The organism is Endozoicomonas sp. ALC020, from assembly GCF_049275935.1.
Classification (GTDB): Bacteria; Pseudomonadota; Gammaproteobacteria; order Pseudomonadales; family Endozoicomonadaceae; genus Endozoicomonas_A.
On sequence record NZ_CP184830.1, the window covers coordinates 2,483,367 to 2,508,326 of the forward strand.

20 protein-coding genes and 1 pseudogene are annotated in these 24,960 nt (G+C 48.4%); 12 read left to right on the forward strand and 9 right to left on the reverse strand.

Features of this window, described 5'->3' with window-relative positions:
• Positions 1-188: 188 nt before the first annotated feature.
• The 4 genes from ACOJUO_RS08795 (at position 189) to ACOJUO_RS08810 (ending at position 3,991) form a co-directional block, all read left to right on the forward strand.
• Complete coding sequence (locus ACOJUO_RS08795; RefSeq protein WP_422139555.1) at positions 189-1,652, forward strand: hypothetical protein; 1,464 nt, start codon at positions 189-191, stop codon at positions 1,650-1,652.
• Between the two features lie 174 nt (positions 1,653-1,826).
• Positions 1,827-2,006, forward strand: coding sequence for a hypothetical protein (locus ACOJUO_RS08800; RefSeq protein ID WP_422139556.1), 180 nt, complete (start codon positions 1,827-1,829; stop codon positions 2,004-2,006).
• A 258-nt stretch (positions 2,007-2,264) separates the two neighbouring features.
• The gene (locus tag ACOJUO_RS08805; RefSeq protein WP_422136360.1) at positions 2,265-3,101 is read left to right on the forward strand and encodes a hypothetical protein; all 837 of its coding nucleotides are present in this window, start codon (positions 2,265-2,267) and stop codon (positions 3,099-3,101) included.
• Positions 3,102-3,340: 239 nt separating this feature from the next.
• The gene (locus ACOJUO_RS08810; RefSeq protein ID WP_422139557.1) at positions 3,341-3,991 is read left to right on the forward strand and encodes an O-methyltransferase; all 651 of its coding nucleotides are present in this window, start codon (positions 3,341-3,343) and stop codon (positions 3,989-3,991) included.
• 4 nt (positions 3,992-3,995) lie between these two features.
• Here the strand turns inward: ACOJUO_RS08810 and ACOJUO_RS08815 are convergent, their stop codons facing one another.
• The 3 genes from ACOJUO_RS08815 to ACOJUO_RS08825 form a co-directional block, all read right to left on the reverse strand.
• Positions 3,996-4,256 carry a hypothetical protein gene (locus ACOJUO_RS08815; protein WP_422139558.1) on the reverse strand — a complete coding sequence of 87 codons (261 nt, stop codon included), beginning with the start codon at positions 4,254-4,256 and terminating at the stop codon, positions 3,996-3,998.
• 40 nt (positions 4,257-4,296) lie between these two features.
• The gene (locus ACOJUO_RS08820) at positions 4,297-5,148 is read right to left on the reverse strand and encodes a hypothetical protein (RefSeq protein WP_422139559.1); all 852 of its coding nucleotides are present in this window, start codon (positions 5,146-5,148) and stop codon (positions 4,297-4,299) included.
• Between the two features lie 434 nt (positions 5,149-5,582).
• Positions 5,583-6,368: a TlyA family RNA methyltransferase gene (locus ACOJUO_RS08825; protein ID WP_422139560.1), complete on the reverse strand. Its 786-nt coding sequence runs from the start codon at positions 6,366-6,368 to the stop codon at positions 5,583-5,585.
• 99 nt (positions 6,369-6,467) lie between these two features.
• On the opposite strand from ACOJUO_RS08825, the gene ACOJUO_RS08830 reads away from it, so the two are divergent.
• Together ACOJUO_RS08830 and ACOJUO_RS08835 are read left to right on the forward strand one after the other, a co-directional pair.
• Positions 6,468-6,647, forward strand: a complete 180-nt coding sequence (locus tag ACOJUO_RS08830) for a hypothetical protein (RefSeq protein WP_422139561.1) — start codon at positions 6,468-6,470, stop codon at positions 6,645-6,647.
• A gap of 222 nt (positions 6,648-6,869) precedes the next feature.
• Entirely contained in the window at positions 6,870-8,057 is a 1,188-nt protein-coding gene (locus tag ACOJUO_RS08835) for a hypothetical protein (RefSeq protein ID WP_422136366.1), read from the forward strand.
• Between the two features lie 118 nt (positions 8,058-8,175).
• On the opposite strand, the gene ACOJUO_RS08840 is transcribed toward ACOJUO_RS08835, so the two are convergent.
• The 6 genes from ACOJUO_RS08840 to xdhA form a co-directional block, all read right to left on the reverse strand.
• Complete coding sequence (locus tag ACOJUO_RS08840; protein WP_422136367.1) at positions 8,176-8,664, reverse strand: type II toxin-antitoxin system YhaV family toxin; 489 nt, start codon at positions 8,662-8,664, stop codon at positions 8,176-8,178.
• 6 nt (positions 8,665-8,670) lie between these two features.
• The gene (locus ACOJUO_RS08845) at positions 8,671-8,991 is read right to left on the reverse strand and encodes a type II toxin-antitoxin system PrlF family antitoxin (RefSeq protein WP_422136368.1); all 321 of its coding nucleotides are present in this window, start codon (positions 8,989-8,991) and stop codon (positions 8,671-8,673) included.
• A gap of 148 nt (positions 8,992-9,139) precedes the next feature.
• Entirely contained in the window at positions 9,140-9,262 is a 123-nt protein-coding gene (locus ACOJUO_RS08850; RefSeq protein ID WP_422136369.1) for a hypothetical protein, read from the reverse strand.
• A gap of 635 nt (positions 9,263-9,897) precedes the next feature.
• Complete coding sequence (gene xdhC, locus ACOJUO_RS08855) at positions 9,898-10,740, reverse strand: xanthine dehydrogenase accessory protein XdhC (protein WP_422139562.1); 843 nt, start codon at positions 10,738-10,740, stop codon at positions 9,898-9,900.
• Complete coding sequence (gene xdhB / locus ACOJUO_RS08860) at positions 10,727-13,087, reverse strand: xanthine dehydrogenase molybdopterin binding subunit (protein WP_422136371.1); 2,361 nt, start codon at positions 13,085-13,087, stop codon at positions 10,727-10,729. Before xdhB ends, xdhC begins: the two co-directional genes overlap by 14 nt.
• Complete coding sequence (gene xdhA / locus ACOJUO_RS08865; RefSeq protein ID WP_422139563.1) at positions 13,080-14,510, reverse strand: xanthine dehydrogenase small subunit; 1,431 nt, start codon at positions 14,508-14,510, stop codon at positions 13,080-13,082. Before xdhA ends, xdhB begins: the two co-directional genes overlap by 8 nt.
• A gap of 353 nt (positions 14,511-14,863) precedes the next feature.
• On the opposite strand from xdhA, the gene ACOJUO_RS08870 reads away from it, so the two are divergent.
• The 6 genes and pseudogenes from ACOJUO_RS08870 to ACOJUO_RS08895 all read left to right on the forward strand — a co-directional run bounded on the left by ACOJUO_RS08870 (position 14,864) and on the right by ACOJUO_RS08895 (position 24,779).
• Positions 14,864-16,210, forward strand: coding sequence for an NCS2 family permease (locus ACOJUO_RS08870; protein ID WP_422136373.1), 1,347 nt, complete (start codon positions 14,864-14,866; stop codon positions 16,208-16,210).
• A gap of 451 nt (positions 16,211-16,661) precedes the next feature.
• A complete protein-coding gene (locus ACOJUO_RS08875) occupies positions 16,662-18,119 on the forward strand; it encodes a C2H2-type zinc finger protein (RefSeq protein ID WP_422139564.1) in 1,458 nt (485 codons plus the stop codon).
• Between the two features lie 385 nt (positions 18,120-18,504).
• On the forward strand, positions 18,505-20,670 hold the full coding sequence (locus tag ACOJUO_RS08880) for a C2H2-type zinc finger protein (RefSeq protein WP_422139565.1): 2,166 nt from the start codon (positions 18,505-18,507) through the stop codon (positions 20,668-20,670).
• A 281-nt stretch (positions 20,671-20,951) separates the two neighbouring features.
• Positions 20,952-22,670, forward strand: coding sequence for a C2H2-type zinc finger protein (locus ACOJUO_RS08885; protein ID WP_422136376.1), 1,719 nt, complete (start codon positions 20,952-20,954; stop codon positions 22,668-22,670).
• Between the two features lie 30 nt (positions 22,671-22,700).
• Positions 22,701-22,772, forward strand: a pseudogene (locus tag ACOJUO_RS08890) (transposase); the annotation flags it as partial.
• Between the two features lie 222 nt (positions 22,773-22,994).
• Positions 22,995-24,779, forward strand: a complete 1,785-nt coding sequence (locus ACOJUO_RS08895) for a C2H2-type zinc finger protein (protein ID WP_422139566.1) — start codon at positions 22,995-22,997, stop codon at positions 24,777-24,779.
• Positions 24,780-24,960 lie beyond the last annotated feature (181 nt).

Sequence of the window (24,960 nt, forward strand, 5' to 3'; positions counted from 1 at the left end):
TCACTTTCGCCATTCAAGGGAGTGAATATTATTTATCTGCTCTGTCATTGCTTTGAGTTTTTTCTACAGGCTCAACACCGCTTTCACGTCAAAAAAGTCTGTAACGACACTTTAACAGGCAGTTTCTGAAACTTTTCGCTCCCATTGTTGTCTGATCTGGAAAGTGTAAATATTTAAGGAGAATTATTATGCAGGCTATCAGCGGTACATCATGGAAGGCTACGACTTTATCGTCTGACACGGCCGACATAAGCAATGACGATAAAAGCGTATGCGTCATCTGTCAGGTGGAATTCGATAAGAAAATCGTTGTAGATAGCTACGGGCATGCATTTCATTCTGATCAGCGTCAATGTGATAAGTGCATTGGAGTTCGGAAAATTACCTCTGCCACCCAAGCGAAACTGGAGGCAGCAATTCGCGACGGGAACTTCTCTCTTGCACAACGTCTGGTCAATGACCATGGCGCTATTCTGACCGCAGATATTCTGAAAGTGGGCCTGGAAAGTGCCGCAAAAACCCTCAATGTCCAACAGGCCAGGAGCTTATTTGAACTTTCATCGTCCGAACCGGCCACTCAGGCGGTTGCCCGAACGGTATTGGATGGTGTACTGCAAAAAGCTCTAGCAAGTGCCAAGGCTACTACAAGTCTTTACATGCACCGCAATACCGTGGAATTTACCCGGCTTTTTTTCAACCATGACATCGTTAACAATGAGCTGGCGAATATTGCCCTGTATATCTGTGTTCTCAGAGATGATCTTGTGTCAGCACAAGAATTCAAAGCAAAATACCGGGCACAACTTGAGGCTAGCCATTTCCAGACAGTTCTGAGGCAAATAGTCCAAGAATTGGAAGAGGGGATTTGTCTACAAAAAGGAAAAACCGATATTCTATTGGATCTGGTAACGCCTGATGCAGCCACTCAAACCATTGCCCAGGATATCCTGACGCATTTTCTGCAAAACGCGCTGCCGCAGGCCGTTAATATGAGCAGGACCAAGTACAGCGGAATCAAGGAATTTACCGATCTTATTCTTGGTCATCACTTGGGTAATATTGAGCTGGCGAATATGGCCCTGGAGATCTGTGTTCTCAGAGGTGAACTTGAGTCTGCACTAAAATTCAAAACTGAGCACAGGGCACAACTAGGGGTTACTACTTTCCAGAAAGTTCTGCAGCAGATGGATTTGAAATGGGAGACTAACCGGATCGATATCCTATTGAGTCTGGTAATGCCTGACGAAGCTGCTCAAAATTTTGTCCTTGATATGCTGACGGGGCTGCTGCAAAACGCGCTGACTGAGTTTGAGAATATGTCCGATCCCGTATACCGCGATATCATGGCCTTTACACATATTGTTTTCCGCCATGAAATTATCAACTCGGCCCTGGTCAACACAGCACTGAGAATATGTATACTCAGGGAAGAGACTGAACAGGCACAAAAGATAAAAGCACTTTATGGTGCATTTGTTTTTGAAAAAGAATACGGAATGCACACAATTGAAAGTTTTGCTGAAAAAATTGGTTACAAGCTGACAACAGATCGGGCTAAAGACTATAGAAATATGGCGAGAATGGTTCACTCTGATAAGCAGCAAAGTTCTGACGAACTCATGAAAGAATTAAACAGGCTCTACGATAAATAAACATTCAGTGAGGCGTTACTGTTTGGAGATAATCACCTAAAAAGATTACCCTCCTGCTGTGAGGGCCAATGTCTTTTCATTTCGTAAGGTGCTTCGTTATCCTGCAAGATGGCCCATTGCCTCTTCCAGGCCATTAAGAGCGTGTTGCAAAACTCTCTCCAGCGTGGGAACGAGTTGACTCCCGTCATTGCCAGCTTCATTCTCGTCATTCCCGCGAAGGCGGGAATCCACACTGACTCTCCACCAGAACCATACTGCCCGGTGTCCCCCTGGCCTTGTCATCCCCGAGAAGGCAGAGGTCCACCGTTGGCGCTGGATTCCCGCCTTCGCGGGAATGACGACTTCAGAGCGTGAGAACGAGCTGTTGAAGTTTTGCGACACCCTCACAGCGTGGGAACGAGTTGTTGGGCTTTTGCGACACCCTCTTTAGGGCGGGGAGGATGTCAATTATCTGCTCTGTCAGTGCGTTGAGTTTTTTCTACAGGCTCAACACCTGCTTCAACACTGCGTCGAGAACACTCCGGATGGGGCCGAAGCTATGGAGCGAACAGAAGGCATTCGTCATGCCTATACTATCGATCCAGCACATAGCATTTAAAACTGAATATTGAAATGATTACTAAACTTGCAGCTCTATTACTTCTGGCGGTTACCTCTAAAATTTTTGCTCAACCCGATGGCTGTCTTGAACAAAACGCTTCAGCTTTACAAAAAACTGAGGCAAGGTGTCATCAGATGTTCGTCGAAACTGAAGAGGCGTTAGTATGTATAAAAATTGATAGATCTAAAAAAAGAGACAAGACTTTTACTGGTTTGCTTCAAGACGGTTTGGAGAAGAGAACAGTATTAAAGTACCTTCCATTTGAAATAGAATATGACCTTTTTAACTGCATCAACGGGAATGAAAGGGATAATGATTTAGCACAGAAAATTGGTGACAATACGCTGGGAAAGGTTATATCTTTTAACATTAAAACAGATGATGGCAATCGCAACTACAAGCCTTCAAATTCATGGCAGGAACGATTCATAAAATGTATAAGTCAAGGCTTACAAAATATTTTTGATGATTTCCCCCCAGAGTTTGGAAATCGTTTACCAGGAAATAAAACTTTTAGCGATTTTTATAAAGGTGAAAAAACGCCAACAACCTGCTTTCAGTTTGTTAACTTAATGGAGGTTAATTCACAATCATACCATGACGAACTTTACCTTCAACTTACAGCTTTAGAAAACTCAGACATAGAGGATCATTTCATTGCTCTTGCAATTTTAAACAATAACAAACTTGTTCATACATTCATTCATATTGGAGATAATGTTTGTGTAGGTAAAATGGGAGGTAGTGGTATTTATTTTCATACTGTTGAAGATATATTAAGTCATTACCAGGAGTATTATGAAACTCCTTTGAGTTTAGCGATTGCAAATATAAAAACTTTACAGTAGCCGTATGGTAAATAGAGCCTGCCCGAAAACCCATAAATAATCCGGTTCAGCAGGCAACAGTCAAAATTTTTTGATTAAAATTCAGCCCACGCATTTGTGGGTGCTACTTTTTGGTTGATTTCTGATCATTCATAGTGGGTAAAATTCATTTCTATCATTTAAATTTTTCTATTCTTCATCCATGATTACATGCGACCCCTTTCCATACCTGCTAACTGATTGAATTGAGGAGCAATGTCATGTCCAGAACAACTCTGACCATAACACCTGCAATCGCCACTTATCTCACCTATGCAGGCATGCGCGATCATCCTGTACTGAGTGAGCTGCGAGCGCGGATGGCAGACTTTTCCGAAGGGTACATGCAGGTCTCGCCGGAGCAGGGGGCTTTCATGCAAATGCTGGTGAAGATGAGTGGTGCAAGAAAGGGAATAGAAATCGGCACATTCACTGGCTACAGTGCTTTGGCAACCGTATTGGCCATGCCAGAAGATGGACACCTGACTTGCCTGGATGTTTCTGAGGAATGGACGAACATTGCCAGAGAGTACTGGCAGAAAGCGGGGGTGTCGGAGAAAATAACCCTGAAAATTCAGCCTGCTCTGGACAGCCTGGCTCAAATGCAAGGTCAGGAGGGTTTGTTCGACTGGGTGTTTATCGATGCCGATAAAGAAAATTATCTGGATTACTACCGGCGCGGTGTTGAGCTACTGAAGTCTGGCGGACTGGTGTTAGTGGACAACAGTCTCTGGGGTGGCTCGGTGGTGAATCCTCAGGATGCAGAAACCAGAGCCATTGACGAATGCAACCGCTTTATTCAACAGGATGACAGGGTTGATATGGTATTAATGCCGGTAAGCGACGGATTGATGATCGCTCGCAAGCGCTAGCCGTTCAGGGTGATGACGCCTTTCTGGCAATAATGAGAAACTCCCGGTTTCCATCACCCCCTTTGATCGGACTGTCAAAATAATCGGTGGTTTTCAGACCCTGCTCTTCGAGACAGCTTCGAATGGATGATTCTACTACAGGATAGACAGTCTGCCAGTTGCGGGCATGTAACACTTGCACCTTTCCTTCAGCAATAAACTTCTGTGCCTGGGTGCGGGAGGCAGCAAGGCCGTTGTCTACCAGCAGACGATCCGCTTTTTCCATTCTGTATGTTCATCACGGGAGTTAGAAAACACGATGGGTATTAATCATCAACTACTACCACTATGATGCGTTTTTCTTCCAGATCATCATCATTTTCGCTGAGGTATACGATATTCCCAGCCCGATGAATCAGGGAATGTTCATTGGAAAATATAAGCCCGTTATTTCGGCCATCATATGAAAATGACTCCTCAGTGCCTTTATCAAGGAATATTTCTGCTGAATTAATACGCGATGAATTTTTGCCAATATCAAGCCCGCCTCCTGAATACTTTACACCCGTTCCAGTTGCGTTGGTATTGTCATTCAATTGGACGACCATGCTTTTTTTGCCGGGATCCTTATGCCAGGGCAAATCTTTAATTCCCCTTGAGGGAATTAATGGGTAACGAATCAGGACAAGATTAGAAACTTCTACCGAACGATCCCGCCATTGAAATTCATCGGCCATTTTTTCCAATGCCTCTGAGCATAGAGCCCGGATTTCATCCGATGAAGTAGCAAAGCAGTCCTTTCGGAAAGACTCTTCAATCAAATGACCATTTTTATCAAACTGAATTCGCTCTTCGTAGCATAATTCGGCCGAGAAAACGGGATTTTCATGATTTAACCCAAATTTCAGATCGTCAAATATTGTGCTTGATTCTATAACTTTTCCTACCCTTCTTTCATTCAGCAGATGTTTGACAAAAGCCGAATTGAAATAACTTTTGTCGTCATCTATTACCCGATTGGCCTCTTTTAAAACACTTTCAGAAAACACCGAGGAGACTCTTCTGAATGTATCGCCAAATTTTATGCCTTTGGCCTGCGTTTCAACAGAATATGCCGAGGCGGCATCTGAAAAACCCTGCATCGTTGGGCGGGAAGAAATATTATTAGACAACATCATTATCACTCCTTTGATCTATTAATTATTCAATTACAGGACTAACCAAACATCATTCAACGATTCTGGAGTGTCCAAAGCAAAATAGTTCAGCAAAAAGCGTATAAACTGGTAATTTCAACCATCCCCGATGACGAAACATGAGATGGTTGCCTTACTCACAAGAGATCACCGGGTAATCCCTCAGAAGTTTGCTTTTTCGCCGATACCTGCCTTTTACTTTGCTGGAAGCTGACTCAGTGTTGGTATCCTATAAAGTCTGAGTATGAAACATCGTAGGGTATTTTTTGTAAACATGACAGGCAGAAACGCTGGCGTTTCGGTCAGGAATACTAACCTTGGCAGGTCCCTGTCAGGTCAAGAGGAAAAGATTTTTCTTTTCTCCGTGGCAAGGGTTTTTTTTACTGGATAACATCATCGTAAGTGTGGAAGTTATGTCAAGACAGTTCCTTAGAGTCTGTCGCCTGATATTTTCTGGCAATAACAAGAAACTCCCGGTTTCCATCACCCCCTTTGATCGGACTGTCAAAATAATCGGTGGTTTTCAGACCCTGCTCTTCGAGACAGCTTCGAATGGATGATTCTACTTCAGGATAGAGACCCTCATCCCGAACAATACCTCCTTTGCCCAGACCTGCTTTTCCCACTTCAAATTGCGGTTTGACCAGGCTGACCAGAAAACCTCCCTTTTTAATCAGCGGTGCCAGCGAAGGTATAATTTTGGTCTGGGAAATAAAAGAAACATCCATTACCGCCAGATCAAACCCGGCTTCGTTTTCAGTATGCTCTAACAGCTCCGGGCCAAGCTCACGGGCATTAATGCCTTCCAGACAAACTACCCGCTGATCTTGCCGCAGTTTCTCTACCAGTTGCTCATGCCCTACTTCAATACCGACCACTTTCGTCGCGCCTGACTGCAGGGCACAGTCAGTAAAACCGCCCGTTGACTGACCTACATCAATCACGGTCATTCCCGTAATATCCAGACCGGCTTTCTCCAGAGCACTTGCCAGCTTGAGTCCGCCACGGGAAACAAATCTATCCGACTCATCCAGAGTGACTTTCAGTTCTGCCTCTCCGGTCAGTTTCTCGCTGGGCTTTTTTACGGTTTGCCATTTGCAGGAATGCAACACTTGCACCTTTCCTTCAGCAATAAACTTCTGTGCCTGGGTGCGGGAGGCAGCAAGGCCGTTGTCTACCAGCAGACGATCCACTCTTTCCATTCTAATAACCGTATTGGGAAACAGATAATACCAATCGAACTTACAACTCGTTCCCACGCTCTGAGGCTGTCGCAAAACTCTCTCCGGCGTGGGAACGCGTTGACTCCCGTCATTGCCGACTTCATTCTCGTCATTCCCGCAAAGGCGGGAATCCACACTGACTCTCCACCAGAACCATACTGCCCGGTGTCCCCCTGGCCTTGTCATCCCCGAGAAGGCAGAGACCCACCGTTGGCGCTGGATTCCCGCCTTCGCGGGAATGACGACTTCAGAGCGTGAGAACGAGCTGTTGAAGTTTTGCGACACGCTCCATCACTGGAGTTAGAAAGCAAGATTGGCATAAAGTATAAGTACCTGTTCGTACAAAATCATATTTTCTTACTCATTCTGTGCTGACCTTTTAAAGGGTCAGGGGAACCATTTCCTGAGTTGAATGTCCAAATTAAGAGAAGGCAACCATCTGACAACGGAAGTCAGTCAATCAATGAACAGGAGTTTCTTATGAATATAAAGCCCATCCCTTCACCGCCGCCGAGTTTCACTGATTTCGCTAACATTGAGGCTTCAGCGAATGATCCTGCTCAAAAGCAGGATGATCTGTCTAAACAGATTGCAACTCTCGCTACACCTGAAGTTGCCAAGCAGATTCCCTTAACAGAAGGTAACCTGAGTCAGTTTAAAAAAGCGTTGGAAGAGCACAGCGTAACCGCCGCAGATGCAATGCATCACCCTCTGGCCTCCATTGTTGGCAGCATGGATGGTTGTGTATCCGCTCTGAGTAAGGCGATTTTGAACCCAATACCCTTTACCTCACGGCGTCTTCCTGTTCTTCCTTTGCTTTCTTTCAAATACCTGGGCCTGAAAAAAACCTTGGCACTCTATATTGCTATTGGCGCAGCCGGAGGCTTTTACGGCAGGCTTAAGGCTGCTTCTGAAATCTACCAGAAGACACCTGAAGATAATCTGACAGAAACAGTAAAACGCCTCGAGAAGGAGTGTTCCGAGTTAAAGGAGCAAATGCTGGAAGCACGGCTTGAGCGATTGAATGCGTTGAATAATTGTCGTCGACTGGCACCTTTGAAGATTTTTATAAATGATGCAAATGTGCGTAATTTTTTCGAACGTACATTGAATGATTGTGTTGAATTGACGATGCCGACGGATATCCAGTTTTATGAGAAGGTACTGCAAAAACAGGCCTCAGACATTCAGGCTCTTGAAGTAAAGCTTTACAGTTTAGAAGAGAAAATGACCGAAGGTAGGGATGTTAAGCTGAAATTTCTGCGAACAGCTCTTGATCTGGACGCCGAAAAGGAAGCGTTCAAACGCGTACAGGCATTACTGGACAGCGCAAAGGCCAACCCGGTAGTTCAGGATTTAGCTGGGCATGCCCGGCAGTTGGATGAGTTAGCAAATAGTTTGTCTGAGAATTCCAAGCTTCAGATGACATTTGAAGCTCAAAAAAAATACCTCGCAGCTGAGAGCAATTTCAGTAAATTGCAGCATGACTTTATAGAAAAACAGGTGGAACTTATTAAAGCTCTTGTCAGCAAGCAACGGATTTTTATGGCTCGGGGCGAGGGCATGACGACCAAAAAGGAAGATAGAGAGGCATCTCGTGCAGGTGTTTCCGCTAGTGCAGATAGCCAATCTCAGACCTCTGGGGCGGCTGGTTCAAGCCCGGTATAAACTGACCAGACTCAATTTTCCTTTACCAACAGGCAGAGAAAACTGTGCTGTCCGGTAATGCCATGGGAGTATCAGTACGGGGCAACAGGCTCATAGTGGTTGTGTGGGATTGTGCCTGCTAGAGGTTTTTGAAAAATTCATCCAGATCCTCAATGCCTTGAGATTCATTCATTAGATCCTGCCAACTGTCAGGGGGCGTTCCCGCACTCACCAGTTTCCTAAACACCGAATATGCATCGGTCTTGCTACCGTAGGCACGTTTGGTTTTTTCGTCATTTACCCAAGCATATATGATGATTCTGGCTGCCTCGTCGTAGCGGAAAAACAGCCGGTACTGTTGAAAAAACTTAGCTCGAAACCAATGCTTTCTGGCTTTTCCAAGCGTCAAACCTTGACGGTATATTGGATCAGAGGGATTGCTCGGAACCTGTTCAAACGCCAACTGGTTTATTGCCGCCAGTCGTTTTGTGGCGTTTTTCTTTTGAAAAGAATCAGGATGTTGTTGTTTCAGTTTTTTGACTTCAACAGCCAAGCTCTTGAGTTGAGCGACAAACATTGGGTGGGCCAGAATCGTCCAGCCATGAAAATCATTACGGTTGGAAGGCATTGCCGATCAATCCCCACCAAGAGGCTCATCGAGATCAATATCGATCTCCCCAACCAGATCAGTGAGCTTCTGGGCAAGCTCCGGGGAAACCGGCTTCAGTGTTCGGGGATGATTTTTCATGTCCCGCTCAAGAAAATCCAAGAAACCTGCTATTACAGGGTCTTCTTTGTCACTCTGGCACTTAGAAAGTAGGACGCTGCCATCGGAGCGAATCTCATACTGAAGCTTTTCCTGCTTGTTCAATTCCAACGCCTTTCTGACCGAGGCCGGAATAGTCGTCTGATAACGATCCGTCAGGGTGGATCGATCTACGGACACATTTTTCATGATGAAACCTTAGATTGTTAACTATCACTTATTATGGTAATGCAAGTGCATTGTTGTGTCAAAATCAGGATTGAGGATGAGTCGGTGAACAAGCGGACTCTGATCTGACCGCCCTGCTGCCGGTAGTTCGGGGTTTTTGCGCATTCCCTCAGAAAGAAGCTGAATCACCCTCTTCCCCCGAAGACAAGGAATCCATGACATCGAGCATTTTTTCAATTGCTTTGCCCATGCTCATTTTGCCGTCAGCAAGGGCTTGTAGACGGTAATACATAGCTTTCCTGACTCGGATTCATAAGTCAGTGTTGATATCTCTGACAATCTTATCTTCTGACTGTTTAGAGACTGGCATCCTGCGCAGGCCTAATAAAACGGTACGCCCCGCATACATGGAGTTGATGGGCAAGCTCACTCTGGAACACCTTGTTGGCCTCTTAAAAAAGGAAAGTGAGGATGTCATAGGTATCGTGTTTGCTTGGGGCAACTGTTGAAGATGAGGCCATTGTTTTTGAGTACCATTCGCAGCTGTACAAGTACGGGTTCTGCGGGGTGTTGTTCAATGAGGCATGTCCTGGAAGCTGCCTAGGTCAGGGCAATGGTTTTCTCGCTACAGAGCTCACTCGGGATGCTGATGCCATGATTTGTCTGATCGAGGCGGACCTTTTTTCTTTGACAACAGATTTTAGGCAAATATCAATCGGGGTGGTGAAAGGCAGATAGAAAAACAGATGGAATTTATTAAAGCTCTTGTCAGCAAGCAACGGATTTTTATGGCTCGGGGCGAGGGCATGACGACCAAAAAGGAAGATAGAGAGGCATCTCGTGCAGGTGTTTCCGCTAGTGCAGATAGCCAATCTCAGACCTCTGGGGCGGCTGGTTCAAGCCCGGTATAAACCCACTTCCAAGCCTTCAGGCTTGGTGGTGGTCGTTTATTAATGCCTTGAGTGTCTGCCAGGGAATACCCTCCCTTTTTCGGACAAGGCTGTCACGAGAACCATTTCTGACAGCCAGTATCTCTGCGGCAATGGCAATGGCGATCTCTGCGGGCTCTCTGCCTCCCACTTCATTGAGTCCGACCGGACATCTCATCTGCTCAATCCGTTTCGGGTTGAAGCCCTTATGCTCAAGACGCTTACGGAATCTGCTGGCTTTAGTCTCGGAGCCTATGACGCCCAACCAGCCGGTGTCTGATCGTTTTAATGCCTGTTCAGCAATCGCATAATCCAGCTGGTGATTGTGGGTGACCACCAGAATAAAGGCGTTTTCGGGCAGATCTGCCACTTCTTCATCAGGCTGTTCACTGAGAATACAGGTGACATTTTCAGGGGTATTCCGGGGGAAAAGTTCTGCCCGATTATCAATCCAGGTAATACGGCAATTCAGAGGCGTAAGAACATGAATAAGCGCTTTGCCAATATGCCCGGCTCCAAACAGAGCGATATGGAAGTGACAGCCTGCAATGGGCTCCAGCATCACGCTGACACTGCCACCGCAGCACTGACCTAACCGTGGACCCAGTGGGAAGTGCTCCATAACAGGCTCTTGCTGATCTGAAGCCATCAGCTCCCTGGCTCTCTCAATCAGCAGAAACTCAAGATGCCCGCCACCCACAGTGTCAAAGCTTTTTTCTTCTGTGACCAGCATTTTACTGCCTGATTTTCTGGGCGCAGAACCGGCTGATCCCAAGATGGTCACCAGAACGCCAGGCAGACCAGAACGCTTGAGCTTTGACAGCGCGTCAATCCACTCCATAGGCGGCCTCCTCTTTTTTTAGAGGTTCTGTGTGGGGCCGCTCTTTAATTTTCGAGATGGCTTTCAGCACTCTTTCCGGAGTCGCGGGAACATCAATGTCCGGGCTGACGGTGTAGTCTGAAAGGCTCGAAACGGCATCACGTATTGCCGACCACACCGAGATGCTGAGCATCAGGGGAGGTTCGCCGGTGGCCTTGGAATGATAAATCGTATGCTCCGGATTATCCTGCTCGAACAACTCAACGTTAAAGATAGCCGGTAGATCTTCAATCGTAGGAATCTTGTAAGTCGCCGGGTTGTTACTGAGCAATCTTCCCTGCTCATCCCAGACCACTTCTTCAGTGGTCATCCAGCCCATACCCTGAATAAACCCGCCTTCAATTTGGCCACGGTCAATGGCGGGGTTCAGTGATCTGCCAACGTCGTGCAATATATCAACCCGCTCCACCCGGTATTCACCGGTCAGGGTATCCACTACCACTTCAGAGACTGAAGCACCGCAGGCAAAATAATAAAAAGGGCGGCCACTGGCTGTTTCCCGGTCATAGTGAATCTCGGGAGTGCTGTAAAAGCCTGAGCTGGAGAGTGAAACCCGGTTGAAGTAAGCGGCCTGAATCAGTTCAACAAAAGGAATGGTCCGCTCTTTCATGTGGACATGACCATCAGCGAACTGAATAGCCTCAGGTTGTTCCTGATAATGTTCGGCAGCGAATGTTATCAGGCGATCACGAATTTTCTGACAGGCATCCTGTGCGGCCTTGCCGTTCAGGTCACTGCCGCTGGAAGCCGCCGTCGGAGAGGTGTTGGGTACCTTGTCGGTTCGGGTGGAGGTCACTTGTACCTGATCCAGGCCAACCCCAAATTCATGAGCAACCACCTGGGCCACTTTAACGTAAAGCCCCTGTCCCATCTCGGTACCGCCATGATTTACCTGAATACTGCCGTCTGTGTAGACATGGACCAGAGCGCCAGCCTGATTGAGATGTTTGGCCGTGAAAGAGATACCAAACTTCAGCGGGGTCATGGACAAGCCTTTCTTTAATACCGGGCTGTTCCGGTTGAACGCTGTAATCTCCTGCCTGCGCTTTCGGTATTCAGAACTCTCTTCCAGTTTTGCCATCAGCTCCGGCAGAACATTGTGTTCAAAGGTCTGGTGGTAATGAGTGACATTTCGTTCGCCAATGCCGTACAGGTTATTAAGGCGAACATCCAGTGGGTCAAGACCGGTAGCACGAGCAATGTCGTCCATTGCCCGCTCTATTACCAACATGCCCTGAGGCCCGCCAAAGCCTCTGAATGCGGTGTTGGAAGCAATATTGGTTTTGCAGCGGTGACCAGTGACTATGGCATTATCGAGGTAGTAAGCATTGTCGGAATGAAACATGGCCCTGTCGACAATAGCGTCTGTGAGGTCAGGGGAATAACCCCCATCACCTGCGACCTCTATATCTATCCCCTTGATAACTCCTTTACTGTCAAAGCCTGCGCGATAACGGTGTCTGAAAGGGTGGCGCTTGCCGGTGGACATCATGTCCTGTGAGCGGTCGACCCGGAATTTTACGGGTTGTCCTGTTTTACTGGCCAGAAGTGCTGCAATACAGGCCGGACCAGCAGCCTGTGTTTCTTTGCCACCAAAGCCTCCCCCCATGCGTCGAACATCCGCCACGACTTTGTGCAAAGGAATGCCCAGAACTTCTGCTACCAGCTTCTGCACTTCAGAAGGGTGCTGGCTGGAGGTGTAAATATGGTATTGGTTGTCTTCCAGAGGGACGACGCTGGCAATCTGTCCTTCCAGATAAAAATGTTCCTGGGCGCCGTTGCTCATGGCACCTTCGAGTCGTCTGGGTGCTTCGGCAATGGCACGATGGGCGTCGCCTTTACGCATCACATGCTCAGGTCTGAGAAAGGATTCTTCCTGCATGGCCTGATCGATGCCCAGCACAGGCTCTAACGCCTTGTATTCAATGTTTGCTTTTCTGGCCGCTTTTTTGGCGGCCAGGTGAGACGTGGCCGCTACCGCAAAGACCGGCTGACCGATATAGTCGACCTTGCCATCAGCCAGCAACATATCACCAGGGTAAACCGGGCCAATGTCTTTGTGTCCGGGAATGTCGTCAGCGGTGACGACCATGACCACACCGGGACTGTTTTTGACTGCCTCCAGATCCATGCTGATGATTTCAGCATGGGCCTGGGTAGACAGGCCAAATCCGGCGTGTAACTGACCGGCCATTTCGGGTCGATCATCGATATAGGTGGCTCTGCCGCTGACATGCAGATGGGCACTGTCGTGTTTGGCTGTCTTCGGGGAAGACCGGGTTTTGCTGATATCCGGTAACTTACGCATGAGCAATGATCCTCGCAGTTTGTCCGGACATTTCCAGAAAGTATCTTTCCAGCAGGTTGCATGCTGCCTGCAATCGATAGTCGCTGCTGCCCCTGACATCGGACAGTGGTGTGAATTCTGAACGAATGGCTTTCTGCACCTCTTGCAGAGTAGTGGCGCTGGCCTCTTTTCCTGTCAGGGCTTTTTCGCAGGCCAAAGCCCGTTTGGGTATAGCTGCCATACCTCCAAATGCGACTCTGGCACGAGTAATGATTCCGTTGTCGTTCAATTCCAGATTGATGGCGGCCAGAACGGCAGATATATCATCACCATAACGTTTGCTCAGCTTGTAAACTCTGAGTTGATGCGGCTTGAGCGGAATGCGAATGCGGGCAATAAATTCACTTTCTTCGAGCAGGGTCTTTTTGTAGTCCAGGAAAAAATCTTCCAGAGGCAGGGATCTGATGGTGTTTCCTTTACGCAGTTCAACCTCTGCATCCAGTGCCAGTAACACAGGAGGCGTGTCGCCTATGGGCGAGGCATTACCGATATTGCCGCCCAGAGTGCCCACATTTCGAATCTGTTGTGAGCCCAGACGTGAAAGCATTTCTGCAAACTCAGGAAAGTGTCTGGCCAGCAGAGGTTCCAGCTGACGGAAGCTGGCCGCAGAGCCAATGATCATTTCCCGGTCGCTACAGCTGATCTCTTTTAACTCATTGACTGAGGTCAGAGTGACCAGCGAAGGTAAATCCTTCATCTGTTGAGTCACTTCCAGCCCAAGGTCGGTGCCACCGGCCAGTAATCTGGCTTGTGGATGTTGCAACAGATAATCAGCCAGCGCCTGCTCGGAATCCGGCATGAACACACCATTGGCGGTGTTATCGAGCCGGGCTTGCAGTGCGTTGAGTTTCTCAACGGTCTCCTGTTCCTGATGCTTGAAGCGGTCAGAAGGTGTCAAGCTGGCGATTTCATCAGCAGCATCAACGATAGATTGGTAGCCGGTACAACGGCAAAGGTTGCCACCCAGAGCTTCAGGAATGTCAGGTCTGTTTTCGGGGGCTTCATGATGGAAGGCAAACAGGGACATGATAATGCCGGGCGTACAGAAACCGCATTGAGAGCCGTGGTGATCCACCATGGCCTGTTGAACAGGGTGCAGTTTTTCCCCTTCAGCAAGATCTTCAACGGTGATCAGTTGCTTGCCGTTAAGTGCCGGTAGCAAAGCAATACAGGCGTTGATGGTCTGATAGTTCAGACGGTCGTTCTCCGGCTCCGCAACCACCACAGTGCAGGCACCGCAGTCGCCTGAACAACAGCCCTCCTTGGTGCCGGATTTTCTATCCGGATTGTGGCTGTGATTACCCCGGAGGTAGTCCAGTACGGTGGTATCGGAGGGAGTGTCTCTAAGTTCAACCAGAGTCTCGTTGAGCAGAAATCGAATCACGACGACTGACTCCTTTATTCTAATTCTCTATAGGGAAAAATATTCTGCATGGTCGTTTTTTTGTTTTTGATTTACGTAGAATATTTTTCTTAGCTCATATCTGCGACTTGTAATTTGACTATTTGGTCGGGAAAATAGCAAGCGAAATCAGCAAAATGCTGGTATTAAAAACAGGCTGGTATTAAAGAGGCAGGCAGCAGACTCAGCTGTCCTGGAACGAATAATGCTATCAAAAAAGCCTCGTATACCTTTGGATCGTTTTTTATTGACCCGGGGTAAATTCAGTATTATCAGTTTTGATCAGTTGCTTGGATCATTGCATCGATAAGAACAACAATTATATGGAGTCTGGAATGGATAACGCTGAAATGTCGCCCGCTGTGGGTGGGGATAAGGGTGCATCATTGCTCGATCGTCTCTTCAAACTCAGTGCCAAAAACACGACAGTAAAAACTGAAATGATGGCAGGTCTGACGACCTTTGTTACCATGTGTTATGTGGTGTTTGTCATACCGGGAATGCTCAGTGATGCCGGGATGGATAAGGGTGCCCTGTTCACTGCCACCTGTCTGGTCGCGGGCCTGAGTACCATTGCCATCGGTCTTTTCGCTAATTGGCCTGTAGGACTGGCTCCGGGTATGGGTTTGAACGCTTTTTTTGCCTACGCGGTGGTGCTGGGAATGGGTTACACCTGGCAAGAAGCCATGGGTGCTGTATTTTGGGGCGGCATAGGCTTTATGTTGTTGAGCCTTTTCAAAGTCAGGGCATGGATTGTAGACAGCATTCCTGTCGGTCTCAGAGTCGGAATCACCAGCGGTATTGGCCTCTTCCTGGCACTGATTGGTCTTAAAAATGCCGGCATTGTGGTGGCCAGCCCCGGCACCATAGTGACGTTGGGGGACATCACTCAGTTTGGCCCAATGATGGCCTGTCTCAGTCTGTTTCTTATTCTGGGTCTGGCATTCCGTGGCCTCAAAGCCGCCGTGCTGATCGCTATTGCCGTTGTCACCTCTATTGCCTTGTTGGCCGGTGATGTTGCCTTTAGTGGCGTGGCTTCAGCACCACCCAGCATGATGCCTATCGTCGGTGGACTGGACATTATGGGTGCTCTGAACCCTGAAATGCTGGGTGTCATTATTGCTTTCATGTTCGTCAATCTGTTTGATACGACAGGTACCCTGATTGCTGTGGGCGACAAGGCGGGTCTGGCCGACAAAGACGGTAAAATGCACAACATGAACAGAGCCATGATCACTGACGGTACAGCTTCATGGGCGGGTGCACTGGTGGGTACACCGACGGTCACTTCCTATGTTGAAAGTGCTTCAGGTGTGGCCGCAGGAGGTCGCACCGGTCTGACAGCGGTTACCATTGGTCTGCTGTTTTTGCTCTGTGCTTTCTTCTCTCCCCTGGCCGGGATGGTACCTGCTTATGCAACTGCGGGAGCGCTGATTTATGTTGCCGTTCTGATGGTGGGCAGCCTTGCTAATATCGACTGGAACGATCTGACTGAAGCCGGACCGGTCATGATGACTGCTATCATGATGCCACTGAGCTTCTCTATTGCTAATGGTATTGCTCTGGGATTCATCGCTTATCCGGTGATTAAAGTTCTGGCCGGACGTTCCAGCGATGTCAGTATCAGTGTCTGGGTATTGGCTGTGCTCTTTGTCCTCAAGTTTGTGTTCTTTGGCGTTTAAGCTTCTCTGGCTTGCTCATTTCTGGTGAGCAAGCCTGTTCACTTTCAATCTGTGTAGATTATGGCTTCAGCTCTGTGATCGTCGCTGAGTTCATCGCTTTTATCAAACCGGGCTTTACGACAGTCATCAGATATAAAACATCGGCGTTTCAGTAAAATTCCATAACCTTTGTCATAGGTGAGAGAATCCAGGAACCACTATGTTTTAGTTTCGTGCCCCTCATCTTCTCGTCTATCCTCACTGCTCCTATCCCTGGAAAACAAAGGATAGAACCATTAACAGCCTACTCTCCCACATATTGGTCTTTTTGCCTTTCGTCTGCCCGGTTGAGCCACAGACTTATTGTTTTATCGTTGAGGTTGATCAGAATGAGGCTTCGACAAGCCAGAGTTTTTCTATAAAAACTGAGCCGGACCTATTAACTGCAATGCCAATGACCGATTGGAGGCTAATGCAAAACGAACCATCACACATGACCAGCACAGACGGATATTCAGGGTCAGGCATGCTACCCGATGACAAACCCAGTCGGCGAAACCAACTTCAGATCATCACCTTGATGTACGGAACGGGCGGCGGTAACTATTCCCGGACAACGGGGTCAGAGGATCATGGACAGTCATTCAATAGACATTCAGAAAAATCACATTATTTATACGACAACGACAACAATGATGAAAATTCGGGTCAGCCCACCGACTCGCGACATAGCCTTGACAAAAATTGCCATGAACAGCCCTGTTGTAATCAACAAGGAGTCTGTATCTTCGCTCCTTACAAAAGTACCCACTGTCGTTCAATCTCAGATGACTCTTTCGCTAGCACAACAGATGTCTATTTGCAGACAGGAGATCAGGAATCTGACCCGGTAAGCCATCCTGCCAAAGCACCGAGAGTTGTCTCAGGAGCTGACAGCACGACCGGTTCATCATTAAAACTAAATCCATCTCCTGCGAAAAAACAAAAGAAGACGGACTCCAAACAATACCGATGTAATCACCCCGGCTGTGAAAAATCATTTAGCTCCCAAGGCTCATTGAGCACTCACAAAAGTCAATATCACACCGGAGAACAAACCTGTCTTGAGTGCCAGAAGCCCCTGCCAAACGCTCGAGCCCTGGCGATTCACAAAAGAAAAGATCACACCGGAGAGCAAACCTGCCCTGAGTGCCAGAAGCCCCTGCCAAACGCTCAAGCCCTGTCGGATCACAAAAAAAAAGAACATAGCGGAGAGCAAGCCTGCCCTGAGTGCCAGAAGATTCTGCCAAACATTCAAGCCCTGTCGAATCACAAAAGAAAAGATCACACCGGAGAGCGAACCTGCCCAGAGTGTCAGAAGACCCTAGTAAACATGAAAGCCCTGTCGGATCACAAAAGAAAAGAACATAGCGGAGAGCGAACCTGCCAAGAGTGCCAGAAGACCATGCCAAACGCGCAAGCCCTGTCGAATCACAAAAGTCAATATCACACAGGAGAGCGAACCTGCCCAGAGTGCCAGAAGACAGTGCCAAACGCGAAAGTCCTTTCGGCTCACAAAAGTCATTATCACAGCGGAGAACAAACCTGCTCTGAGTGCCAGAAGAGCCTGCCATACGCTCTAGCCCTGTCGTATCACAAAAGAAAAGAACACAGCGGAGAGCAAACCTGCCCAGAGTGCCAGAAGACCCTGTCAAACGCGCATGTCCTTTCGGTTCACAAAAGTCAATATCACAGCGGAGAGCAAACCTGCCCTGAGTGCCAGAAGCCCCTGCCAAACGCTCGAGCCCTGGCGGTTCACAAAAGAAAAGAACACAGCGGAGAGCAAACCTGCCCAGAGTGCCGGAAGACCCTGCCAAGCTTGAAAGCCCTGTCGAGTCACAAAAGGCAACACCGGAAACGAAAGCTTGATGATGCAAAGTCAAGTGATTGATTTCTGCCCGGGAGGGAAAGGCAATGTTCACAGCTCTTAAACCCTGTTGGAAAAAATAATTTATACGACATTAGATTTTTTTTTGCGCTTTTTTAATTCCCATAGAGCTTGCCAACATTGAAAAACGCCCTAAATTCCTATCGTCTATCCTCACTGCTCCTATCCCGGGAAAACAAAGGATAGAGCCATTAAAAGTCTACTCTCGCACGTATTGGTCTTTTTGCCTTTCGTCTGCCCGGTTGAGCCGCAGACTTATGGTTTTATCGTTGAGGTTGGTCAGAATGGGGCTTCGACAAGCCAGAGTTTGTCTATAAAAACTGAGCCGGGCCTATTAACTGCAATGTCAGTGACCGACTGGAGGTTGATAAAAAATGAACCATCACACATGACCAGCACAAACGGATATTCAGGATCAGGCATGCTACCCGATGACAAACCCTGTCGGCGAAACCAACTTCAGATCATCACTTTGATGTACGGAACGGGCGGCGGTAACTATTCCCGGACAACGGGGCCAGAGGATCATGGTCGGTCATTCAATAGACATTCAGAAAAATCACATTATCCATACGACATCGACCATAATGATGAAAATTCGGGTCGGCCCACTGACTCCCGACATAGCCTTGACAAAAATTGCCATGAACAGCCCTGTTGCAATCAACAAGGGTTTTGTATCTTCGCTCCTTCCACAAGTACCCAGTGTCGTTCAACTTCAGATGACTCTTTCGCTTGCATAACAGATGTCTATCTGCAGACAGGCGATCAGGAATCTGGCCCGGTAAGCTATCCTGCCAAAGCACCGAGAGTTGTCTCAGGAGCTGACAGCACGACCGGTTCATCATTAAAACTAAATCCACCTACTGCGAAAAAACAAAAGAAGGCGGACTCCAAAAAATACCGATGTGATCACCCCGGCTGTGAAAAATCATTTAGCTCTCAAGCCTCAATGTACAATCACAAAAGTCAATATCACACCGGAGAACGAACCTGCCTCGAGTGCCGGAAGCCCTTGCCAAACGCTAATGCCCTGGCGTTTCACAAAAGAAATGCTCACACCGGAAAGCAAACCTGCCCTGAGTGCCAGAAGACCCTGCCAAATGCGAATGCCCTGTCGGCTCACAAAAGTCGATATCACACCGGAGAGCAAACCTGCCCTGAGTGCCAGAAGACCCTGCCAAACGCTGAAGCCCAGTGGACTCACAAAAGAAAAGAACACACCGGAGAGCAAACCTGCCCTGAGTGCCAGAAGATCCTGCCAAATGCGAATGCCTTGTCGGCTCACAAAAGTCGATATCACAGAGGAGAGCAAACCTGTCCTGAGTGCCAGACGACCCTGTCACATAATCAAGCCCTGTCAGATCACAAAAAACGATATCACACCGGAGAGCGAACCTGCCCAGAGTGCCTGAAGACCCTGCCACACGCTCAAGCCCTGTCGGTTCATAAAAGTCGATATCACGCTAGAGAGAAAACCTGCCCAGAGTGCCAGAAGCCCCTGCCAAACGCGAAAGCCCTGTGGGCTCACAAAAAAAAATATCACACCGGAGAACAAACCTGCCCAGAGTGCCAGAAAACCCTGCCGAACTATCAAACCCTGGCGTATCACAAAAGAAAAGAGCACACCGGAGAGCAAGTCTGTCCTGATTGCAAGGAGCCCCTGCGAAACGCTCAAGCCCTGTCGACTCACAAAAAAAAATATCACACCGGAGAACAAACCTGCCCTGAGTGTCAGAAGGCCCTACCAAGCACTCAAGCCCTATCGGCTCACAAAATTCGTTATCACTGCGGAGAGCGAACCTGCCCTGAGTGCCAGAAGACCCTGCCAAACCCTCCAGCTCTCTCGGCTCACAGAAGAAAAGAACACAGCGGAGAGCAAACCTGCCCTGATTGCCAGAAGTCCCTTCCAAACGCGAAAGCCCTGTCGACTCACAAAAGTCAATATCACACCGGAGAGCAAACCTGCCCAGAGTGCCAGAAGACCCTGCTAAACGCTCAAGCCCTATGGGATCACAAAAGAAAAGAACACAGCGGAGAGCAAACCTGCCCAGAGTGCCGGAAGACCCTGCCAAACGCGAAAGCCCTGTCGAATCACAGAAGAAAATATCACACAGGAGAACAAACCTGCCCTGAGTGTCAGAAGGCCCTACCAAGCACTCAAGCCCTATCGGCTCACAAAATTCGTTATCACTGCGGAGAGCAAACCTGCCCAGAGTGCCAGAAGACCCTGCCAAACCCTACAGCCCTCTCGGCTCACAAAAGAAAAGAACACAGCGGAGAGCAAACCTGCCCTGATTGCCAGAAGTCCCTTCCAAACGCGAAAGCCTTGTCGACTCACAAAAGTCAATATCACACCGGAGAGCAAACCTGCCCAGAGTGCCAGAAGGCCCTGCCAAACGCTCAAGCCCTGTGGGATCACAAAAGAAAAGAACACAGCGGAGAGCGAACCTGCCCAGAGTGCCGGAAGACCCTGCCAAACGCGAAAGCCCTGTCGAATCACAGAAGAAAACACCGGAAACGAAAGCTCGATGATGTAGAGTCAAGTCATTGATTTCTGCTTGTCACAGGCCCAGGAGGGAAAGGCACTGCACACGTTTGGGCATGATCTGAAGTGCAATGCTCACTATCGTCTATCCTCACTGCTCCTATCCCAAGAAAACAAAGGATAGAATTATTAAAAGTCTACTCTCGTACGTATTGGTCTTTGTGTCTTTCGTCTGCCCGGTTGAGCCGCAGACTTATGGTTCTATCGTTGAGGTTGATCAGAACAGGGCCTCGACAAGCCAGAGTTTTTCTATAAAAACTGAGTCGGGCATATTACCTGCAATGCTAATGACCGATTGGAGGCCGAGGCAAAACGAACCACCACAGATTAGCAGCACAAACGAATATTCCCGGTCAGGCATACCAATCGATGACAAACCCTGTCGGCGAAACAAACTTCAGATCATCACTTTGATGTACGGAACGGGCGGCGGTAACTATTCCCGGACAACGGGGCCAGAGGATCATGGTCGGTCATTCAATAGACATTCAGAAAAATCGCATTATCTCTACGACAAAGACCATAATGATGAAAATTCGGGTCGGCCCAATGACTCCCGACATAGCCTTGACAAAAATTGCCATGAACAGCCCTGTTGCAATCAACAAGGGGTTTGTATCTTCGCTCCTTCCACAAGTACCCAGTGTCGTTCAACTTCAGATGACTCTTTCGCTTGCATAACAGATGTCTATCTGCAGACAGGCGATCAGGAATCTGGCCCGGTAAGCTATCCTGCCAAAGCACCGAGAGTTGTCTCAGGAGCTGACAGCACGACCGGTTCATCATTAAAACTAAATCCACCTACTGCGAAAAAACAAAAGAAGGCGGACTCCAAAAAATACCGATGTGATCACCCCGGCTGTGAAAAATCATTTAGCTCTCAAGCCTCAATGTACAATCACAAAAGTCAATATCACACCGGAGAACGAACCTGCCTCGAGTGCCGGAAGCCCTTGCCAAACGCTTATGCCCTGACGGTTCACAAAAGAAAAGATCACACCGGAGAGCAAACTTGCCCTGATTGCCAGAAGAGCGTGCCAAATGCGAAAGCCCTGTCGGATCATAAAAGAAAATATCACACGGGAGAGCAAACCTGCCCTGAGTGCCAGAAGCCCCTACCAAGCGCTCAATGCCTGTCGGCACACAAAAGAAAAGATCACACAGGAAAGCAAACCTGCCCTGAGTGCAAGAAGATCGTGCCAAACGCTCAAGCCCTGTCGGATCACAAAAGAAAAAAACACAGCGGAGAGCAAACCTGCCCTGAGTGCCAGAAGCCCCTGTCAAACGCTCAAGCCCTGTCAGACCACAAAAGAAACTATCACACGGGAGAGCAAACCTGCCCTGAGTGCCAGAAGCCCCTGCCGAACGCGAAAGCCCTGTCGTATCATAAAAGAAAACATCACACGGGAGAGCAAACCTGCCCTGAGTGCCAGAAGAACCTGCCGAACACTTTAGCCCTGTGGGCTCACAAAAGAAAAGATCACAGCGAAGAGCAAAACTGCCCTGATTGCCAGACGACCCTGCCGAACGCGATAGACCTGTCGTATCATAAAAGAAAATATCACACGGGAAAGCAAACCTGCCCTGAGTGCCAGAGAACCCTGGCAAACGCTCAGTCCCTGTCGGCTCACAAAAGTCAATATCACTCCGGAGAGCAAGCCTGCCCTGAATGCCAGCAGACTCTGCCAAGCACTCAAGTCCTGTTGGCTCACAAAAGAAAATATCACACAGGAGAGCAAACCTGCCCTGAGTGCCAGAAGACCCTGCCGAACAACCAAGCCCTGTGGGCTCACAAAAGAAAATATCACACCGGAGAGCAAACCTGCCCAGAGTGCCAGACGACCCTGCCAAATGCTCAAGCTCTGTCGGCTCACAAAACTCGACATCACACCGGAGAGCAAACTTGCCCTGAGTGCCAGAAGACCCTGTCAAACACGAAAGCCCTGTCGGATCACAGAAGGCAACACCGAAAACGAAAGCTTGGTGATGTAAAGTCAAGTGATTGACTTCTGCTTGTTACAGGCTCAGGAGGGAAAGCACTGCACACGTTTGGGCATGATCTGAAGTGCAATGCTCACGTCCATCTGTCTATCACCTGCGGGGGTATCGTCTATCCTCACTGCTCCTATCCCGGGAAAACAAAGGATAGAGCCATTAAAAGTCTACTCTCGCACGTATTGGTCTTTTTGCCTTTCGTCTGCCCGGTTGAGCCGCAGACTTATGGTTTTATCGTTGAGGTTGGTCAGAATGAGGCTTCGACAAGCCAGAGTTTGTCTATAAAAACTGAGCCGGGCCTATTAACTGCAATGCCAATGACTGATGGGAGGCTGATGCAAAACGAACCATCACACATGATCATCACTTTGATGTACGGAACGGGCGGTGGTAACTATTCACGGATAACAGAGTCAGAGGATCATGGTCAGTCGTTCAATAGACATTCAGAAAAATCACATTATTTATACGACAACGACAACAATGATGAAAGTTCGGGTCAGCCCACCGACTCCCGACATAGCCTTGACAAGAATTGCCATGAACAGCCCTGTTGTAATCAACAAGGAGTCTGTATCCTCGCTCCTTCCACAAGTACCCGGTGTCGTTCAACCTCAGATGACTCTTTCGCTTGCGATGTCTATTGGCAAACAGGCGACCGGGAATCTGGCCCGGTAAGCCATCCTGCTGAAGGTACAAAAGTTGTCTCAGAAGATGACAGCACAACCGGTGCATCATTAAAATTAAATCCACCACCTGCGAAAAAACAAAGGAAGGCAGGCTCCAACAAATACCGATGTCATCACCCCGGCTGTGAAAAATTACTTAGCTCTCAAAACTCATTGTACAATCACAAAAGTCAATATCACACCGGAGAACGAACCTGTCCTGAGTGCCAGAAGCCCCTGCCAAACGCTTATGCCCTGTCGGTTCACAAAAGAAAATATCACACCGGAGAGCAAACCTGCCCCGAGTGCCGGAAGAGCCTGGCAAACGCTCGAGCCCTGTCGGATCACAAAAGAAAATGCCATACCGGAGAGCAAACCTGCCCTGACTGCCAGAAGCCCGTGCCAAACGCGCAAGCCCTGTCGGTTCACAAAAGTCGATATCACAACGGAGAGCAAACCTGCCCTGAGTGCCAGACGACACTGCCACACGCGCAAGCCCTGTCGGATCACAAAAGAAAATGTCACACCGGAGAACAAACCTGCCCTGAGTGCCAGACGACACTGCCACACGCGCAAGCCCTGTCGGATCACAAAAGAAAATGTCACACCGGAGAACAAACCTGCCCTGAGTGCCAGAAACCCCTGCCAAACGCGCAAGCCCTGTCGGCTCACAAAAGTCAATATCACAGTGGAGAGCAAACCTGCCCTGAGTGCCAGAAGACCCTGTCAAACGCTCAAGCCCTGTGGACTCACAAAAGAAAAGAACACACTGGAGAGCAACACTGCCCTGAGTGCCAGACGACCCTGCCAAACGCTCACGGCCTGTCGGATCACAAAAGTCATTATCACAGAGGAGAGCAAACCTGCCCTGAGTGCCAGAAAACCCTGCGAAACATTCATGCCCTGTCGAATCACAAAAGAAAAGAACACACCGGAGAGCAAACCTGCCCTGAGTGCCAGAAGATCCTACCAAGCGCTCAAGACCTGTCGAATCACAAAAGTAAATATCACAGCGGAGAGCAAACCTGCCCTGAGTGCCAGAAGACCCTGTCAAACGCTCTAGCCCTGTGGAATCACAAAAGAAAAGAACACAGCGGAGAGCAAACCTGCCCTGAGTGCCAGAAGACCCTGTCAAATGCTCTAGCCCTGTGGAATCACAAAAGAAAAGAACACACCGGAGAGCAAACCTGCCCTGAGTGCCAGAAGACCTTGGCAAACAGTCAGGCCCTGTCGGCTCACAAAAGCCAATATCACACCGGAGAACGAACCTGTCTCAAGTGCCAGAAGCCCCTGCCAAACGCTCTAGCCCTTTCGAATCACAAAAGGCAATATCACACCGGTGAGCAAACCTGCCCTGAGTGCCAGAAGCCCCTGCCAAACGCCCTAGCCCTGTCGAATCACAAAAGGAAACACCGGAAACGAAAGCTTGGTGAAGCAAAGTCAAGTGATTGATTTTATTGCGCTGAAGATTTAAGTCTTTAGAGCTTGCCAATATTGAAAACCTTCCAAACTTTCTATCGTCTATCCTCACTGCTCCTATCCCTGGAAAACAAAGGATAGAACCATTAAAAGTCTACTCTCGCACATATTGCTCTTTGTGCCTTTCGTCTGCCCGTTTGAGCCTCAGACTTGC